The sequence below is a fragment of the Paenarthrobacter sp. YJN-D genome, from assembly GCF_015040335.1.
Lineage (GTDB): Bacteria > Actinomycetota > Actinomycetes > Actinomycetales > Micrococcaceae > Arthrobacter > Arthrobacter nicotinovorans.
In genome coordinates this window covers 172,445-188,357 of the sequence record NZ_CP053549.1, presented here as the reverse complement: position 1 = coordinate 188,357, position 15,913 = coordinate 172,445, and the positions used below count along the sequence as shown (strand labels likewise).

The following is a 15,913-nucleotide window of genomic DNA, read 5'->3' as shown; positions in this document are numbered from 1 at the left end:
ACGCCTTCCAAGCGTCCTGTTCGGATTCCCCAAATGGTCAATGGTTGCCCAGGACCGCGTTCCAATCAAGAGCCGGGCGGCCAAAAGCCTCTTGATGTGATGGTGCTCGCATCGCGTTTCGCACCGCACCGCTGCGGCATCAGGCACTCTGAGGCAGGAGCTTCGCATCATCCAGCAATTCCTGGGCGTGGGCTTGCGCGGATTCGGAATCTTCCTGGCCTGCCAGCATGCGCGCCAGCTCCTTGACGCGTTCGTCGTCGCTGAGGAGCTGAACGTCGCTGGAAGTGAAGCCGGTGGCCGTCTTGCCGTCCGAACCCCGCACCGAGGTCTTGGTGACACGGATGTGCTGGTCGGCGAAAGCTGCCACTTGCGGCAGATGGGTGACCACCAGCACTTGGACGTGCCGTGCCAGCATGGCGAGCCGACGGCCGATTTCGACGGCGGCGCGGCCGCCCACGCCTGCGTCCACCTCATCGAAGACGAAGGTCGGGACCGGGTCCACGGCGGCCAGGACAACCTCGATCGCCAACATGACCCGGGACAGTTCACCTCCGGAGGCTCCTTTGCCCAGCGGACGGGCAGGAGCCCCCGAGTGCGGCTGCAGGAGGAAAGCGATCTCGTCGGTTCCCCAAGGGCCCAGTGAATCGGTGCTTTCCACTTCGATCACCAGGGTTGCATCGGCCATGGCCAGTGCCTTGAGCTCCGCACTCACGCGTCCGGACAGGTCCTTGGCGGCCTTGGCACGTGCCTTGCTGATAGCCGCCGCCTGCTTGCGGAGCGCCACCTCAGTGGAGGCCACCTCGGCGTCGAGGGATTCGATACGGCTGGAGTCATCCTGAAGCTCGTCCAAGCGGGTCCGGGCTGCGGCGGCCCACTCAAGTACCTCGTCAATGCTGGGCGCATACTTGCGGATCAGCTTGGCGAGGGCCGCGCGGCGGTCCTCGATTTCGGAAAGGCGTTCAGGGCCTTCCGTATCAAGCGCTGCCTGGTAGCTGGAAAGCTCCGCTGCAATGTCGTTGAGAAGGAAGCCCACCTCGGCCAGCCGTGCAGCAGCGGAGCGCAGCTCTTCATCGTGGTCGGCAACATGCTCCAGCGTCCGCTTCGCCGCATCCACCATGGTGGTGGCATCTCCCGACTCACCGAATTCCTCGGCAATGAGCGACTCGTGGGCCGCTGCTGCAGCAAGCCTTAGTTCTTCGACGTTGGCCAGCTTCACGGCTTCGGCCTTGAGGGTCTCGTCCTCGCCCGGCTGCGGATCCACCTCGTCGATCTCCTTGAGGGCCGCGTCCAGCGATTCGGCCTCGCGCAAGCGTTCGCGGGCTTCCCTCCGCAAAGTCTCCAGCTCCGACTGGATCGCTTTCCAGTGGTTGTACTTCTCCTGGTACTCTCCCAGGATTTTGGCCAGGGGCGCTCCGGCAAAGCGGTCCAAAGCGTGACGCTGTGCCGTCGCGCTCTTCAACCGGATCTGGTCCGATTGGCCGTGGACCACCACCAGGCTCTCCCCCAGTTCGGCCAGCACCCCTACCGGTGCCGCGCGCCCGCCAACGTACGCACGGCTGCGTCCATCCGCGCCCACCGTGCGGGCCAGCAGGAGTTCAGCCACGCCGTCGAACTCCTCGGCGTCTCCCCCCGCGTCCTTGGCCCGCTGCACAGCACTGTGCGCGGGATCAAGCTTCAACACGGCCTCAGCCGACGCGGACTTGGCGCCACTCCGGACGGCCCCGGCATCCGATCGGGCACCTAGAAGGAGCCCGACGGCGGTCACCACCATGGTCTTGCCGGCACCGGTCTCGCCGGTGACGACGCTGAGGCCAGGGCCCAGCGGCAGGGCAGCGTCAGTGATGACGCCCAGGTCACGGATTCGGAGTTCTTCAAGCATGGTTCACTTCGCATTCGTGGGGTCGGAAGGTTCACCGTCCTGGGGACTGTCAACATCCCGCGGACTGGGCAAGGGAGCCGGCGACAAGGTCCGGATCACAGGGATGGGACCTGTGTGGACTTCGCCGCTCCGGGGGGCCGGACCACGCCAGCCATGGATCGGAAGCTCGAACTTACGCACGAGCCTGGCCGAGAACGGCGTCTTGTGGGTCCGGGCAAGCCGCACCGGAGTAGCTGATCGGGTTACCTCCACCCGGGCACCGGGCGGCAGATCCACTGAGCGCCGCCCATCGCACCAGAGAACACCCAGGGCATCCGTGCGGTTCATGATTTCAACGGCCAGCTTGGAGCGCGGAGACACCACCAGGGGCTTGGCGAAGAGTGCGTGTGCGCTGATGGGGACAATCACGAGCGCTTCAACTTCCGGCCACACCACGGGTCCGCCCGACGAGAAAGCGTAGGCAGTGGACCCGGTGGGGGTAGCCATCACCACGCCATCACAGCCGAAGGACGTCAGGGGACGCTCGTCCACTTCCGTCACCACCTCCAGCATCCGCTCCCGGTTGGCTTTCTCGATGGCTGCCTCGTTCAAAGCCCACGTGTGCCAGATCTTTTGACCCTTGATCCACACCTGGACATCGATGGTCATGCGCTCTTCCACCGTGTACTGGCGGCTCGCGATCCACTCCACCGTCTGGGCGAGGTCAGCCCGTTCGCTTTCGGCCAGGAAGCCCACATGCCCAAGGTTCACCCCAAGCAGAGGGACGTCGACCTCGCGGACCAGCTCAGCGGCGCGCAGGATGGTGCCATCGCCACCCAGGACCATGACAAGTTCCACGTCCTCCAAGCTGACGTGGTCGTTCAAAATCTCAATCGGGGTGTCCAAAGCACCGAAAAACCGCTCGATATCTGCAAGTTCGGACTTCTGCAGCACAGGAACCAAACCTGACGAGTGCAATTGCGTACAGGCATCCCATGCAGCGCGGAGCGATTCCTCCCGCCCAGTGTGGGCAAGGACAAGTACACGCCTGCTCATCGGGTTCTGCTTTCTAGTGGTTTGGCCAGAGGTTCTTCAACAAGGCAGCTACGTGCTGGTCCCGCTCTTCGATCTTAGGCAACGCAGCCGACATCCGGCGCGTCATCCACAGGAAGTATTCAACATTTCCGTCCTGGCCCGGCAACGGACTGGCCGCAAGGCCCCGTAGATCCAACCCCGAATCAACCGCAGCCCGGGCAACCTGGGCAACAGCCCGGCGTCGTTCATTGTCGGAAGAAACAACGCCGGTCCGGCTCAGCCGCTCCTTGCCGACCTCGAACTGGGGCTTGACCATGAGGACCAGGTCACCGCCTGGATCAGTGCAGTACGCCAGGGGCGCCACCACCAGAGTCAGCGAGATGAAGGACAGGTCCGCGACAGTCAGCGCGGCCGTGCCGCCGATCTGCTCCGGGGTCATGTACCGGACGTTGAGGCCCTCATGGACGTCCACGCGCGGATCGTCCCGAAGGTGCGGCACCAGTTGTCCGTGCCCGACGTCGACCGCCACAACCTGCGCTGCACCTTGCCGGAGCAGCACGTCGGTGAAACCACCGGTGGAGGCACCGGCGTCGAGACACCGCTTCCCTGCCACCGCGACGGCGGGAAAGGCCTCCAGCGCACCGGCCAGTTTGTGACCGGCACGGCTGGCGTAGATGTCTTCGAGATGGGCCTCGACGGAAAGCTCCGTCTCAGCGTCGACCTGCAGGGCTGCCTTGGCGAGGACGCTGCCGGAGGAGCTGACCTTGCCATCGCTGATGAGCTTGGCCGCATGGGTACGGGACCTCGCCAGCCCGCGGGTGACAAGTTCCTGATCGAGTCGTGCCATGCGTTAGCTGTCGCCTTCCGGGGTGATGGGCCTCGGCGCGGCAGGGAGTCCAGGTTCCGCGTCCAACGCCGCCAAGAGGGAGTCGTGAATTCCGGCGTACAGTTCACCGTGCTCTGCTATGGGTGCTTCCCGGACTCCTTCGAGCAAGCCGAGGGCCCTGTCGACGAGTGCGTCGCCGGTGGTCTCGGAGTCGTCAGGCCACTGGATGTCGCGGGTTTCGGGCTCGGGCGTCCCGGGCTCGGGTGAACTGTTCGGCACGGTCATCGCACCAGTCTAGTTAGTTCGCCATTCCAGCTGCGGCGCCTGCGCTGTCGACGCGTACGGGACAGCTGCCCACCATGCCGCGCACGCGGCGCGCCATGCGTCGAGATCGCCCTCTTCGCCGGTCACCGTCACCGTGCCGCCATCAGCAACCGCCGACGCCGACCCGCAACGGAACGAGCCGCCGTCGTCGATAATTCCGGGATACGGAGCGTAGAGGTCCTCGAGGTTCGCCAGCAGGTAGTCGGGACGCTCATCGGTCCTTGCAGCCAGGATGGTGTGCTTGGTGTCAACACCGGTGAGGACGGCCGCCGTCGCATATCCTGCACGGTTGCCGCCCAGGATGTCAGTGTCCAGACGGTCGCCCACCACCAGTGGCCGGTCCGCCTTGAGTCGCTTGGCTGCCGCATGGAACAACGGCGCTTCCGGCTTCCCCGCCACCAACGGGGACTTCCCTGTGGCAGCAGCGACGGCGGCAACGAGGGTTCCGTTGCCCGGCGCCATGCCGCGTGCCTGAGGAATGGACATGTCCGTGTTGGTGGCGAACCACATGGCTCCCCCGGCCACCACGTACGACGCCTCGGCCAGATCCTTCCAACCGATGTCCGGGTTGAACCCCTGGACGACAGCAACCGGAGACTCAGCGGCACTGTGCACCGGTTTGAGTCCCACCAATTCGATCTCATGGGCCAACGCCGCACTGCCTGTGATGAGGACATGCGCCCCCGCGGGAAGCATGGAAGCCAGGAGCTCCCCTGCTGCCTGCGAGGAACTGACTACCTGATGGTCCTCAGCCGGCGCACCGAGCTCACGCAGATGCGCGGCGACCTGGGCGGGGGTCCTGGATGCGTTGTTGGTGACATAACCCAGTCCAACCCCCACGGACGCCAGCCGCTGCAGCGCTTCTATGGCGCCCGGAATGGCGTGCGGTCCAGCGTAGACCACGCCATCCAGGTCCGACAGGACAGCATCAAACCTCGAGATCAGTGAATCAGCCATGCTGGGAGTCGGTACCCTCGTTGTCCGCTTCCTTGTGCTCTTCCTCGTCCTCGACGGAATCAACGTCCGACTCGGCGTCATCCGACTCGAAGTAGTCCGACTCAGCGTCATCAAGTTCAACCTCGTCGTGCTCAACATCAGCAGCTGCGGCTTCCACGATGACCGTTTCGGTTTGTGCTGTCGCGGCTTCTGCCGTTGCGACGTCGGCCTCCGGGGCCGGCGTCTTGAAGCGCGGCCTGCGTTCGGCTTCTTCTTCCTGCTCATCCCAGCCGAGGTCAAGAATCTCAGGCTCAGCGAAATCGCCAACGCCCAAAGCATTCTCGGCCACGAGGGCCTGACGGGCCCACTTGTCGGCTTCCTCAGTACGGCCAACAGCGCTCAGTGCCTCAGCGTAAGCACGGAAGAGACGGGGGCTGTAGGAGAACGCCCGGTTGATGTCCAACTGCGGGATCTCAAGCTCGCTGACAGCAGCGTCCAATTGATTCAGGTCCGTACGTGCACCGGACGCCACAATCGCCAGCTCCACCTTGCCCGGAGCGTCAAGATCCTGGGCTTCGGGCGAACGGACCATATCCAATGCACGGTCCGGGCGGCCGAGGCCACGTTCGCAGTCGGCCATCACCGGCAGGTGTACGTTGGATCCACTGATACGGCGGTAGGTACGGAATTCACGCAGTGCCTCGCCATAGTGGCCGGCAGCGTAGGCCGTCAGACCCACAGCTTCACGGACAGCCGAGAGACGGCCACCGCGGCGGCTTGCAGCCAGGGCGTGCTGGAACGCAAGCTCCGGTTCAATGTCTATCAGGCGGCCGGCCATGACCAAGTGCTTTGCAACCCAGCCTGCGCTCTGCTCTTCAAGGGTCTTGATCTGGTGACCCGTGGCACGGTCGAGTTCCTTGCCCGTGACGTCGTCATCGATCTCGGGGGAACGTTCGCGGTCAGGACGGTTTGCGCTGCGGATGTCCTTGGCGTTGGGCACCCGTGCAGGACGCTCTTCCCAGGAATTGCCGCGGTCACTGCCGAAGGAGCGACGCTCACCATCACGGGCCGGGCGCACGGGACGGTCGCCGCGGGCGGGGCGGTCACCACGGTCGGGGCGGTCGCCGAAGGGCTTGCGATCGCGGTCGCCACCGAAGGAACGACGCTCACCATCACGGGCCGGACGGTCGCCGAAAGGCTTGCGATCTCCACGATCGTTGTTGAAGGGACGGCGGTCATCGCCATCACGACGAGGACCGTCAAAGTTCCGCGGGCCGCGCTCGGGGCGGTCACCAAAGGGCTTGCGGTCACGGTCGCCACCGAAGGAACGACGCTCACCATCACGGGCCGGACGGTCGCCGTAAGGCTTGCGATCTCCACGATCGTTGTTGAAGGGACGGCGGTCATCGCCATCACGACGAGGACCGTCAAAGTTCCGCGGGCCGCGCTCGGGGCGGTCACCAAAGGGCTTGCGGTCACGGTCGCCACCGAAGGAACGACGTTCACCATCACGGGCCGGACGGTCACCGAACGGACGACGTTCGCCGTCACGGGCCGGACGGTCACCACGATCACCAAACGGCTTTCGATCACGATCCCCACCGAAGGAACGACGCTCACCATCACGGGCCGGACGGTCACCACGATCGTTGTTGAAGGGACGACGCTCACCATCACGAGCCGGACGATCGTTGCTGTCCCGGTTTTCCCTGGAACGGAATCCGCGAGGATCTCCGCCGGAATTGTTGTTGGGGCGGTACGAACCGCGGTCGTCCCGGTTCCCGCCGAAGTTTCCGCGATTGCCGCCGCGATTGCCGCCGTTGTGCTCAGCCATGGTGGATTCCTCCTGTTGCGAGCCGACCACTGGCGCGTGCGTAGTCGCTCATAACCCTTATTTCGTTGTCACGCCGCCGGCAGCCCGAAGCTCCCGACTCGTATATCTCATTCAATTCTATTCGACCCCGCCATCAGTCCCGAACGTGGAACCCCGATTTGGGGCACCCGTGGCAAGTCTCACAAGCACGAAGGCCCACAGGAACAGCCACGAGTGGGCAGGGCCGGTGCTTGTGTGGGGGTTGTGTGTGTTAAATGGAAGAGCCCCAACCGTGGTTGGGGCTCTTCGTTAATGGTTGTCCGGCGGTGTCCTACTCTCCCACACCCTCCCGGGTGCAGTACCATCGGCGCTGTGGGTCTTAGCTTCCGGGTTCGGAATGGGACCGGGCGTTTCCCCCACGCTATGACCGCCGTAACTCTGTTACCCGTCCCAACCCCGCCTTGGTGTGGGGGTGGGTGGGAAGCTTTGTGGTTACAACTGTGGTGTTATGTAGTTGTTGTTGTTGTTGGTTCCTGGAACGGTTGTTGTTCGGGAACCACATAGTGGACGCGTGCAGTGTTTTGTGTGTGGTGTAAGTTGTTGGCCTATTAGTACCGGTCAGCTTCACGAGTCTTTAGTCCTCGCTTCCACATCCGGCCTATCAACCCAGTGGTCTGGCTGGGGGCCTCTCACACGTAATGTGTATGGAAATCTCATCTTGAAGCGAGCTTCCCGCTTAGATGCTTTCAGCGGTTATCCCATCCGAACGTAGCTAATCAGCGATGCACTTGGCAGTACAACTGACACACCAGAGGTTCGTCCGTCCCGGTCCTCTCGTACTAAGGACAGCCCTTCTCAAATTTCCTGCGCGCGCAGCGGATAGGGACCGAACTGTCTCACGACGTTCTAAACCCAGCTCGCGTACCGCTTTAATGGGCGAACAGCCCAACCCTTGGGACCTACTCCAGCCCCAGGATGCGACGAGCCGACATCGAGGTGCCAAACCATGCCGTCGATATGGACTCTTGGGCAAGATCAGCCTGTTATCCCCGAGGTACCTTTTATCCGTTGAGCGACGGCCATTCCACAATGTACCGCCGGATCACTAGTCCCGACTTTCGTCCCTGCTCGAGATGTCTCTCTCACAGTCAAGCTCCCTTGTGCACTTACACTCGACACCTGATTGCCAACCAGGCTGAGGGAACCTTTGGGCGCCTCCGTTACTTTTTAGGAGGCAACCGCCCCAGTTAAACTACCCATCAGGCACTGTCCCTGACCCGGATCACGGGCCGAAGTTAGATGTCCAAAGTGACCAGAGTGGTATTTCAACGATGACTCCACCCGAACTGGCGTCCGGGTTTCAACGTCTCCCACCTATCCTACACAAGCCACTCCGAACACCAATACCAAACTATAGTAAAGGTCTCGGGGTCTTTCCGTCCTGCTGCGCGTAACGAGCATCTTTACTCGTACTGCAATTTCGCCGAGTTTATGGTTGAGACAGCGGGGAAGTCGTTACTCCATTCGTGCAGGTCGGAACTTACCCGACAAGGAATTTCGCTACCTTAGGATGGTTATAGTTACCACCGCCGTTTACTGGGGCTTAAATTCTCAGCTTCGCCACAAGTGGCTAACCGGTCCTCTTAACCTTCCAGCACCGGGCAGGAGTCAGTCCGTATACATCGTCTTGCGACTTCGCACGGACCTGTGTTTTTAGTAAACAGTCGCTTCCCCCTGGTCTCTGCGGCCCACACCCGCTCACGGAGAGCAAGTCTCCATCACGGGGCAGGCCCCCCTTCTCCCGAAGTTACGGGGGCATTTTGCCGAGTTCCTTAACCATAATTCTCTCGATCGCCTTGGTATTCTCTACCTGATCACCTGTGTCGGTTTGGGGTACGGGCGGCTAAAACCTCGCGTCGATGCTTTTCTTGGCAGCATAGGATCACCGGATCCCCCCTTACGGGAGTCCCATCAGATCTCAGGAACGTGCTCGAAGCACACAGGAACGGATTTGCCTATCCCTGACCCTACATCCTTAGACCGGGGCAACCATCGCCCGGCCCGGCTACCTTCCTGCGTCACACCTGTTAATACGCTTACCTCCCGGGATCAGGTCCCGCGCTCGGCCAAAACCCACAACACCACAAGGGTGAGCGGGCAGGCTCCGGGCGGTTAGTATCCCCCGCTTGGCATGGGCGGTTTTTCGCCGGTACGGGAATATCAACCCGTTGTCCATCGACTACGCCTGTCGGCCTCGCCTTAGGTCCCGACTTACCCAGGGCAGATTAGCTTGACCCTGGAACCCTTGATCATTCGGCGGACGGGTTTCTCACCCGTCTTTCGCTACTCATGCCTGCATTCTCACTCGTGTAGGCTCCACCGCTGGTTTCCACCGCGACTTCACTGCCCACACGACGCTCCCCTACCACTCCACACCCCTGAACCACGAAGGCTAGGGTACTGTGTGAAATCCACAACTTCGGCGGTGTACTTGAGCCCCGCTACATTGTCGGCGCGGAATCACTTGACCAGTGAGCTATTACGCACTCTTTCAAGGATGGCTGCTTCTAAGCCAACCTCCTGGTTGTCTTCGCAACTCCACATCCTTTCCCACTTAGCACACGCTTAGGGGCCTTAGTTGGTGGTCTGGGCTGTTTCCCTCTCGACTATGAAGCTTATCCCCCACAGTCTCACTGCTGCGCTCTGACTTACCGGCATTCGGAGTTTGGCTGACGTCAGTAACCTTGTAGGGCCCATCGGCCATCCAGTAGCTCTACCTCCGGCAAGAAACACGCAACGCTGCACCTAAATGCATTTCGGGGAGAACCAGCTATCACGGAGTTTGATTGGCCTTTCACCCCTACCCACAGCTCATCCCCTCCATTTTCAACTGAAGTGGGTTCGGTCCTCCACGACGTCTTACCGTCGCTTCAACCTGGCCATGGGTAGATCACTCCGCTTCGGGTCTAGATCACGCCACTACACTCGCCCTATTCAGACTCGCTTTCGCTACGGCTACCCCACACGGGTTAACCTCGCGACGTAACACTAACTCGCAGGCTCATTCTTCAAAAGGCACGCCGTCACAGTAACAAGACTGCTCCGACGGATTGTAAGCACACGGTTTCAGGTACTGTTTCACTCCCCTCCCGGGGTACTTTTCACCTTTCCCTCACGGTACTGGTCCGCTATCGGTCATTAGGAAGTATTTAGGCTTATCAGGTGGTCCTGACAGATTCGCACGGGATTTCTCGGGCCCCGTGCTACTTGGGATACTCTCCAGGCGGCACACAACATTACGGTTACGGGGCTCACACCCTCTCTGGCCGGCCTTTCAAGACCGTTCACCTATGCACGCACTCTCACCTCACTGGCCCGGCAGAACCAGAACGGAAAGTCCCACAACCCCGCCCATGCAACGCCCGCCGGCTATCACACATGGAAACGGTTTAGCCTGATCCGCGTTCGCTCGCCACTACTAACGGAATCACTCTTGTTTTCTCTTCCTGCGGGTACTGAGATGTTTCACTTCCCCGCGTTCCCCCCACGCACCCTATGTGTTCAGATGCGGGTCACACAATCACCATGACAGCGTTGTGCGGGGTTTCCCCATTCGGACATCCTGGGATCAACGCTCGGTTATCAACTCCCCCAGGCTTATCGCAGATTCCTACGTCCTTCTTCGGCTCCTAATGCCAAGGCATCCACCGTGTGCCCTTAAAAACTTGACCACACAAACATGATCAAAAACTTACTCGAGAGAACCACGAGCCACTACGGCCCAAGGTTCATTCATAAGAAATTGCTGTATGGAACACACACACCAAAGCGTGTATGTCCCAGATGCTCGCGTCCACTATGTAGTTCTCAAACAACAACCCCATCAACCAACCCCCCAACCCGCCACAACCCACACACGCAGGCCGCAACACAAAGACCGGAGGAACCGGCTGCAGGAACAAAAGAAACACCAGAAGTGCCCCCCTGCATTGCTGCAAAAAGGTCCTGTTGCCTCAGGACCCAACAGTGCGCCAAACACAACCCCCACCAGCCGCACCCCGGACACGTTCCCAACAACCCACACCCCCACACAAAGCAGGAGCACGAACCGCCGTACTAGCACCAGGACACAACCACGAAAGCCATGCCAAAAAAATGATTCGTTGATATTCCACCCATGAGCACCCACCGCAGAACAAACGCCTGCGCAATGGGCAACACTGACAACAACCAGACACCCCATGCAGGGCACCAATCATTGCAAGCAGCTCCTTAGAAAGGAGGTGATCCAGCCGCACCTTCCGGTACGGCTACCTTGTTACGACTTAGTCCCAATCGCCGGTCCCACCTTCGACGGCTCCCCCCACAAGGGTTAGGCCACCGGCTTCGGGTGTTACCAACTTTCGTGACTTGACGGGCGGTGTGTACAAGGCCCGGGAACGTATTCACCGCAGCGTTGCTGATCTGCGATTACTAGCGACTCCGACTTCATGGGGTCGAGTTGCAGACCCCAATCCGAACTGAGACCGGCTTTTTGGGATTAGCTCCACCTCACAGTATCGCAACCCTTTGTACCGGCCATTGTAGCATGCGTGAAGCCCAAGACATAAGGGGCATGATGATTTGACGTCGTCCCCACCTTCCTCCGAGTTGACCCCGGCAGTCTCCTATGAGTCCCCGGCCGAACCGCTGGCAACATAGAACGAGGGTTGCGCTCGTTGCGGGACTTAACCCAACATCTCACGACACGAGCTGACGACAACCATGCACCACCTGTAAACCGACCGCAAGCGGGGCACCTGTTTCCAGGTCTTTCCGGTTCATGTCAAGCCTTGGTAAGGTTCTTCGCGTTGCATCGAATTAATCCGCATGCTCCGCCGCTTGTGCGGGCCCCCGTCAATTCCTTTGAGTTTTAGCCTTGCGGCCGTACTCCCCAGGCGGGGCACTTAATGCGTTAGCTACGGCGCGGAAAACGTGGAATGTCCCCCACACCTAGTGCCCAACGTTTACGGCATGGACTACCAGGGTATCTAATCCTGTTCGCTCCCCATGCTTTCGCTCCTCAGCGTCAGTTACAGCCCAGAGACCTGCCTTCGCCATCGGTGTTCCTCCTGATATCTGCGCATTTCACCGCTACACCAGGAATTCCAGTCTCCCCTACTGCACTCTAGTCTGCCCGTACCCACTGCAGAACCGGAGTTGAGCCCCGGTCTTTCACAGCAGACGCGACAAACCGCCTACGAGCTCTTTACGCCCAATAATTCCGGATAACGCTTGCGCCCTACGTATTACCGCGGCTGCTGGCACGTAGTTAGCCGGCGCTTCTTCTGCAGGTACCGTCACTTACGCTTCTTCCCTACTGAAAGAGGTTTACAACCCGAAGGCCGTCATCCCTCACGCGGCGTCGCTGCATCAGGCTTGCGCCCATTGTGCAATATTCCCCACTGCTGCCTCCCGTAGGAGTCTGGGCCGTGTCTCAGTCCCAGTGTGGCCGGTCACCCTCTCAGGCCGGCTACCCGTCGTCGCCTTGGTAGGCCATTACCCCACCAACAAGCTGATAGGCCGCGAGTCCATCCAAAACCACAAAAGCTTTCCACCCCCCACCATGCGATGAGGAGTCATATCCGGTATTAGACCCAGTTTCCCAGGCTTATCCCAGAGTCAAGGGCAGGTTACTCACGTGTTACTCACCCGTTCGCCACTAATCCCCCAGCAAGCTGGGATCATCGTTCGACTTGCATGTGTTAAGCACGCCGCCAGCGTTCATCCTGAGCCAGGATCAAACTCTCCGTTGAAGTAAAACAAAATCAAACAGACACAACCACACCCACCGGAAATAACGGCAAACACGGCTGCACAAAATTCGAAACCAGCTGAAAACCAGACCACCACACACGGGGGTGCGCAGCAACCTGGCAAAAATTCAACCAATCAATAAAACAATCGGTATCAACAAACTTGGCACACTATTGAGTTCTCAAACAACAGACACTACCGGCACCACCCACACCCCACAGGGTCCAGGATCGCTCCGGAGCAACTTTCCAAACTTACCCGAACCGGCCGCACAAAGCAAACCAAACCCCGGGCCTCCCCCACCCACCAGAAGCACACAAAAGCACAACCGGAACCGGTGATTTGAAAGGGAGTCGGTCGCTATCTTTCCGCATCAGCGGCGGCGACTCGAATAACTTTACACGCGCCCCACCCCCACACCAAATCCACCCCAACACCACCCAAAAACCCCGCAAACACAACCCAAACAACCCCACCAACCCAACAAACCACCCCCAAACCCACCAAAACAACCACCGTGAACCCCATCACAACCCACCCACACCCCCCGGACACCCACGCACCCAACCCAACAACCGCCGTCGAACACCCAAAGACGACACCCGACACCAAAACAACAACGCTCCCCCACCAAAGTGAGAGAGCGTCGAAGAAAATGAGCAAGCGACCGGCTCAAACCCGCGAGGATATGAGCAAGCGACCGGTCCAAGCCCGCGGAACGTGAACAAGCGTCACACCCAAACCCTAGGGATGTGAGCGAGCGTCACACCCAAACCCGAGGGATATGAGCAAGCGTCCGGTCCAAACCCGGGGGATGTGAGCGAGGGTCAGTGGCCGCCGTGGCCTCCCGCACCTTCGGTCTTCCGCATCATGGCACTGAGCACCACGGCGGCGAGGGCAATGACGGTCGCGGCCAGGAAGGCCGCCTGCATGCCGGCAACGAGACCCGACGAAGCAGAAACCACAGCGTAAATGGACACTAGCAGCGCGGTACCGGCTGCACCTGAAACCTGCTGGGCCGTGCTGATGATCGCCGAACCGTGCGAGTAGAGGTGCGGCGGCAGCGGGTTCAGGCCCGTGGTGAATGCCGGAGTAAACAGCAGCGCAAGGCCGAAGCTCAGGGCCACGTGAAGGGCAATCACCCAACCAAGCGAACTGGCCTCATCAAGCCGCGAGAACTGCCACAAGGTCAGCACCATCAGGACCGAACCGGACAGGGTCAGGGGCAAAGGGCCCACCTTGTCGAAGATCCTGCCGATGACGGGGCCCAGCAGGCCCATGGCCAAACCGCCGGGCAGCAAGGCCAGCCCGGTCTCCAGGGGCTGCAAGTGCAAGGTGTTCTGAAGGTACAGCGGAAGCAGGATGACGCCGCCAAACAGCGCCATCATTGCCACCACCATCAACAACGTGGACACCGTGAACATGCGGAACTTGAAGGCGCGCAGGTCCAGCAGCGGAGCATCGGACTTCTGCAGCTTGAGCTGCCGGACGACAAACAGCGCCAGGCATAGAAGGCCAACCACCAGGGCGATCACCGGAACAACCCCCGCGTTGGAACCACCGATCTGGCTAAGGCCATAGACCAGTCCACCGAAGGCCGGAACCGTCAGGATCACGGACGTGACGTCGAGGGTCGTCTTCTCGCGCTCCCCCACATTGGTGAGGTACTTGGCACCAATCGCGAAAGCAGCCAAGGCGACCGGCAGCACGAATACGAACATGAAACGCCACGAGAAATGGTCAAGGATGATGCCGGAAACGGTGGGCCCCATCGCAGGCGCCACGGAAATGGCAATGCTCACGTTGCCCATGACGGCGCCGCGCTTGGACATGGGCACCAGCGTGAGGATGGTGGTCATCAGCAGCGGCAGCATGATGGCCGTTCCGCCGGCCTGGACGATGCGGGCCAGCAGCAGCACCAGGAATCCGGGTGCCAACGCCGCCAGCAAAGTGCCACCGCTGAAGAGTCCCATGGCCAGCATGAACGCGCCCCGGGTACTCATGCGTTGCAGGATGAAGCCCGTGGTGGGGATGACCACTGCCATGGTGAGCATGAACCCGGTGGCAAGCCACTGAACCGTGGAAGCACTCACCTGAAGATCCGTCATGAGGCGCTGCAAGGCAACGTTCATGATGGTCTCGTTGAGGATCACCACGAAGGTCGCCACCAGCAGCGTGACGATGACCGTCACGGACTCACGCGACATCTTTCCGGAGGCCGGAGCCTGCGTGGACGTTGTCCCTGCCGAGGCAGCGGCTCCGGAAGTGCCGGATTCGGGTTTGCCGTTAGCGTCGGACGTGACGTCGGTAGACATGAGGATTCCCCAAGGTTTGGATTTGGTGTCCGGCGAGCGGTGCCGGTGAAGACTTGAACAGTCTAAACGCCCAGCGAATTCCCGTCACGGGGGAAAAACCAAACCTTAGGAAAACAACGGGGCGTTGTCGATGAGCCGGACCGGACCGACTTTGGCCGCGATGATCGCCAGCCCTTCGCCGCGGAACGGCGTTTCCTTGCAGTTTTCGGCGAGGGGTTCCAAGGTGGCGGGGTCGACGACGTCGAAGTAGTCCAGTTCCACCAACGGCTGGGATTCAACAAGCGCGACGGCGGAATCCAGGTCAAGCGGTTCGTGCGCGTTTGCGCGCGACTCAATAAGGCGCAAAGCCCGCGACAACACCAGGGCGGCCTCGTGCTCTTCGTCCGAGAGGAACCGGTTGCGGCTGGACAGCGCCAATCCGTCGTCGCTCCGGACAATCGGCACGGGAACAATCTCCACGGGGAAGTTCAGGTCCGAGACCATCCGCTTCACCAAGGCCAGCTGCTGCGCGTCCTTCTGCCCAAAGTAGGCACGGTAGGCCGCCGTCGTGCCGTCCGCTGCCGCACCGCCGGGGAGTCCATAGTGCAGCAGCTTGGCAACCACGGTCAGGGCGCCGTCGAAATGCCCGGGACGCGAGGCGCCTTCCCACTTTTCGCCCAGCGGACCGGCGGTCACCCGCACCAACGGTTGCCCGCCCGGGTAGACCTCCTCCACGGACGGCGCGAAAACAAGGTCCACGCCTTCGGCATCGAGGAGGTCCATGTCGGCCTCAAGCGTGCGGGGATAACGGTCCAGATCCACGGCATCACCGAACTGCAGCGGGTTGACGAAAATGGTTGCCACCACAACATCGTTATCAGCCACCGCAGTGCGGGCCAACGCTGCGTGGCCCTGGTGCAGTGCGCCCATGGTGGGGACCAGGCCCTGAGAACTCCCGCGTTTTTCAGCGAGAAGCCGGGCACTTTCCGCACGCAATTCCGATGCTGTGGTGACGAGTTTGATGGCCATTG

Annotated in this window: 9 protein-coding genes and 3 rRNA genes; 1 reads left to right on the top strand and 11 read right to left on the bottom strand. The window is 60.9% G+C overall.

Features of this window, described 5'->3' with window-relative positions:
- Positions 1-139: 139 nt before the first annotated feature.
- Genes recN through HMI60_RS20960 form a run of 6 tightly spaced genes read right to left on the bottom strand, consistent with a single transcriptional unit; the run spans position 140 to position 5,817 of the window.
- Positions 140-1,879, bottom strand: coding sequence for a DNA repair protein RecN (recN, locus tag HMI60_RS00900; RefSeq protein ID WP_193590381.1), 1,740 nt, complete (start codon positions 1,877-1,879; stop codon positions 140-142).
- Positions 1,880-1,882: 3 nt separating this feature from the next.
- On the bottom strand, positions 1,883-2,914 hold the full coding sequence (locus HMI60_RS00895) for an NAD kinase (protein WP_026267372.1): 1,032 nt from the start codon (positions 2,912-2,914) through the stop codon (positions 1,883-1,885).
- A 13-nt stretch (positions 2,915-2,927) separates the two neighbouring features.
- Positions 2,928-3,740 (bottom strand): TlyA family RNA methyltransferase, encoded by an 813-nt coding sequence (locus HMI60_RS00890; RefSeq protein WP_039240683.1) that lies wholly within the window; start codon positions 3,738-3,740, stop codon positions 2,928-2,930.
- A 3-nt stretch (positions 3,741-3,743) separates the two neighbouring features.
- A complete protein-coding gene (locus HMI60_RS00885) occupies positions 3,744-4,004 on the bottom strand; it encodes a hypothetical protein (protein ID WP_039240682.1) in 261 nt (86 codons plus the stop codon).
- 9 nt (positions 4,005-4,013) lie between these two features.
- Positions 4,014-5,000, bottom strand: coding sequence for an HAD-IIA family hydrolase (locus HMI60_RS00880; RefSeq protein ID WP_110504042.1), 987 nt, complete (start codon positions 4,998-5,000; stop codon positions 4,014-4,016).
- Positions 4,993-5,817 carry a hypothetical protein gene (locus HMI60_RS20960; RefSeq protein ID WP_227453629.1) on the bottom strand — a complete coding sequence of 275 codons (825 nt, stop codon included), beginning with the start codon at positions 5,815-5,817 and terminating at the stop codon, positions 4,993-4,995. The genes HMI60_RS00880 and HMI60_RS20960 overlap by 8 nt, the downstream gene beginning before the upstream one ends.
- Before the next feature lie 54 nt (positions 5,818-5,871).
- Here HMI60_RS20960 and HMI60_RS20955 point away from each other — a divergent pair, with 54 nt between their 5' ends.
- Positions 5,872-6,867 (top strand): hypothetical protein, encoded by a 996-nt coding sequence (locus HMI60_RS20955; RefSeq protein ID WP_227453628.1) that lies wholly within the window; start codon positions 5,872-5,874, stop codon positions 6,865-6,867.
- Between the two features lie 243 nt (positions 6,868-7,110).
- Here the strand turns inward: HMI60_RS20955 and rrf are convergent.
- From rrf to panC, 5 genes are all read right to left on the bottom strand, one after another.
- Positions 7,111-7,227: ribosomal RNA gene (rrf, locus tag HMI60_RS00870) — 5S ribosomal RNA — on the bottom strand.
- Between the two features lie 152 nt (positions 7,228-7,379).
- Positions 7,380-10,523: ribosomal RNA gene (locus HMI60_RS00865) — 23S ribosomal RNA — on the bottom strand.
- A 545-nt stretch (positions 10,524-11,068) separates the two neighbouring features.
- A 16S ribosomal RNA gene (locus tag HMI60_RS00860) occupies positions 11,069-12,587 on the bottom strand.
- Together the 16S, 23S and 5S rRNA genes form the textbook arrangement of a ribosomal RNA operon.
- An 828-nt stretch (positions 12,588-13,415) precedes the next feature.
- The gene (locus HMI60_RS00855) at positions 13,416-14,903 is read right to left on the bottom strand and encodes a DHA2 family efflux MFS transporter permease subunit (RefSeq protein WP_018778333.1); all 1,488 of its coding nucleotides are present in this window, start codon (positions 14,901-14,903) and stop codon (positions 13,416-13,418) included.
- Between the two features lie 105 nt (positions 14,904-15,008).
- Complete coding sequence (panC, locus tag HMI60_RS00850; RefSeq protein ID WP_018778334.1) at positions 15,009-15,911, bottom strand: pantoate--beta-alanine ligase; 903 nt, start codon at positions 15,909-15,911, stop codon at positions 15,009-15,011.
- Positions 15,912-15,913 lie beyond the last annotated feature (2 nt).

What these genes read in the sequence shown, in the direction of transcription:
- panC (WP_018778334.1), bottom strand. Translation starts at nt 15,911, where the DNA reads ATGGCCATCAAACTCGTCACCACAGCATCGGAATTGCGTGCGGAAAGT.
- HMI60_RS00895 (WP_026267372.1), bottom strand. Translation starts at nt 2,914, where the DNA reads ATGAGCAGGCGTGTACTTGTCCTTGCCCACACTGGGCGGGAGGAATCG.
- HMI60_RS20960 (WP_227453629.1), bottom strand. Translation starts at nt 5,817, where the DNA reads ATGGCCGGCCGCCTGATAGACATTGAACCGGAGCTTGCGTTCCAGCAC.
- HMI60_RS00855 (WP_018778333.1), bottom strand. Translation starts at nt 14,903, where the DNA reads ATGTCTACCGACGTCACGTCCGACGCTAACGGCAAACCCGAATCCGGC.
- HMI60_RS00890 (WP_039240683.1), bottom strand. Translation starts at nt 3,740, where the DNA reads ATGGCACGACTCGATCAGGAACTTGTCACCCGCGGGCTGGCGAGGTCC.
- HMI60_RS00885 (WP_039240682.1), bottom strand. Translation starts at nt 4,004, where the DNA reads ATGACCGTGCCGAACAGTTCACCCGAGCCCGGGACGCCCGAGCCCGAA.
- recN (WP_193590381.1), bottom strand. Translation starts at nt 1,879, where the DNA reads ATGCTTGAAGAACTCCGAATCCGTGACCTGGGCGTCATCACTGACGCT.
- HMI60_RS00880 (WP_110504042.1), bottom strand. Translation starts at nt 5,000, where the DNA reads ATGGCTGATTCACTGATCTCGAGGTTTGATGCTGTCCTGTCGGACCTG.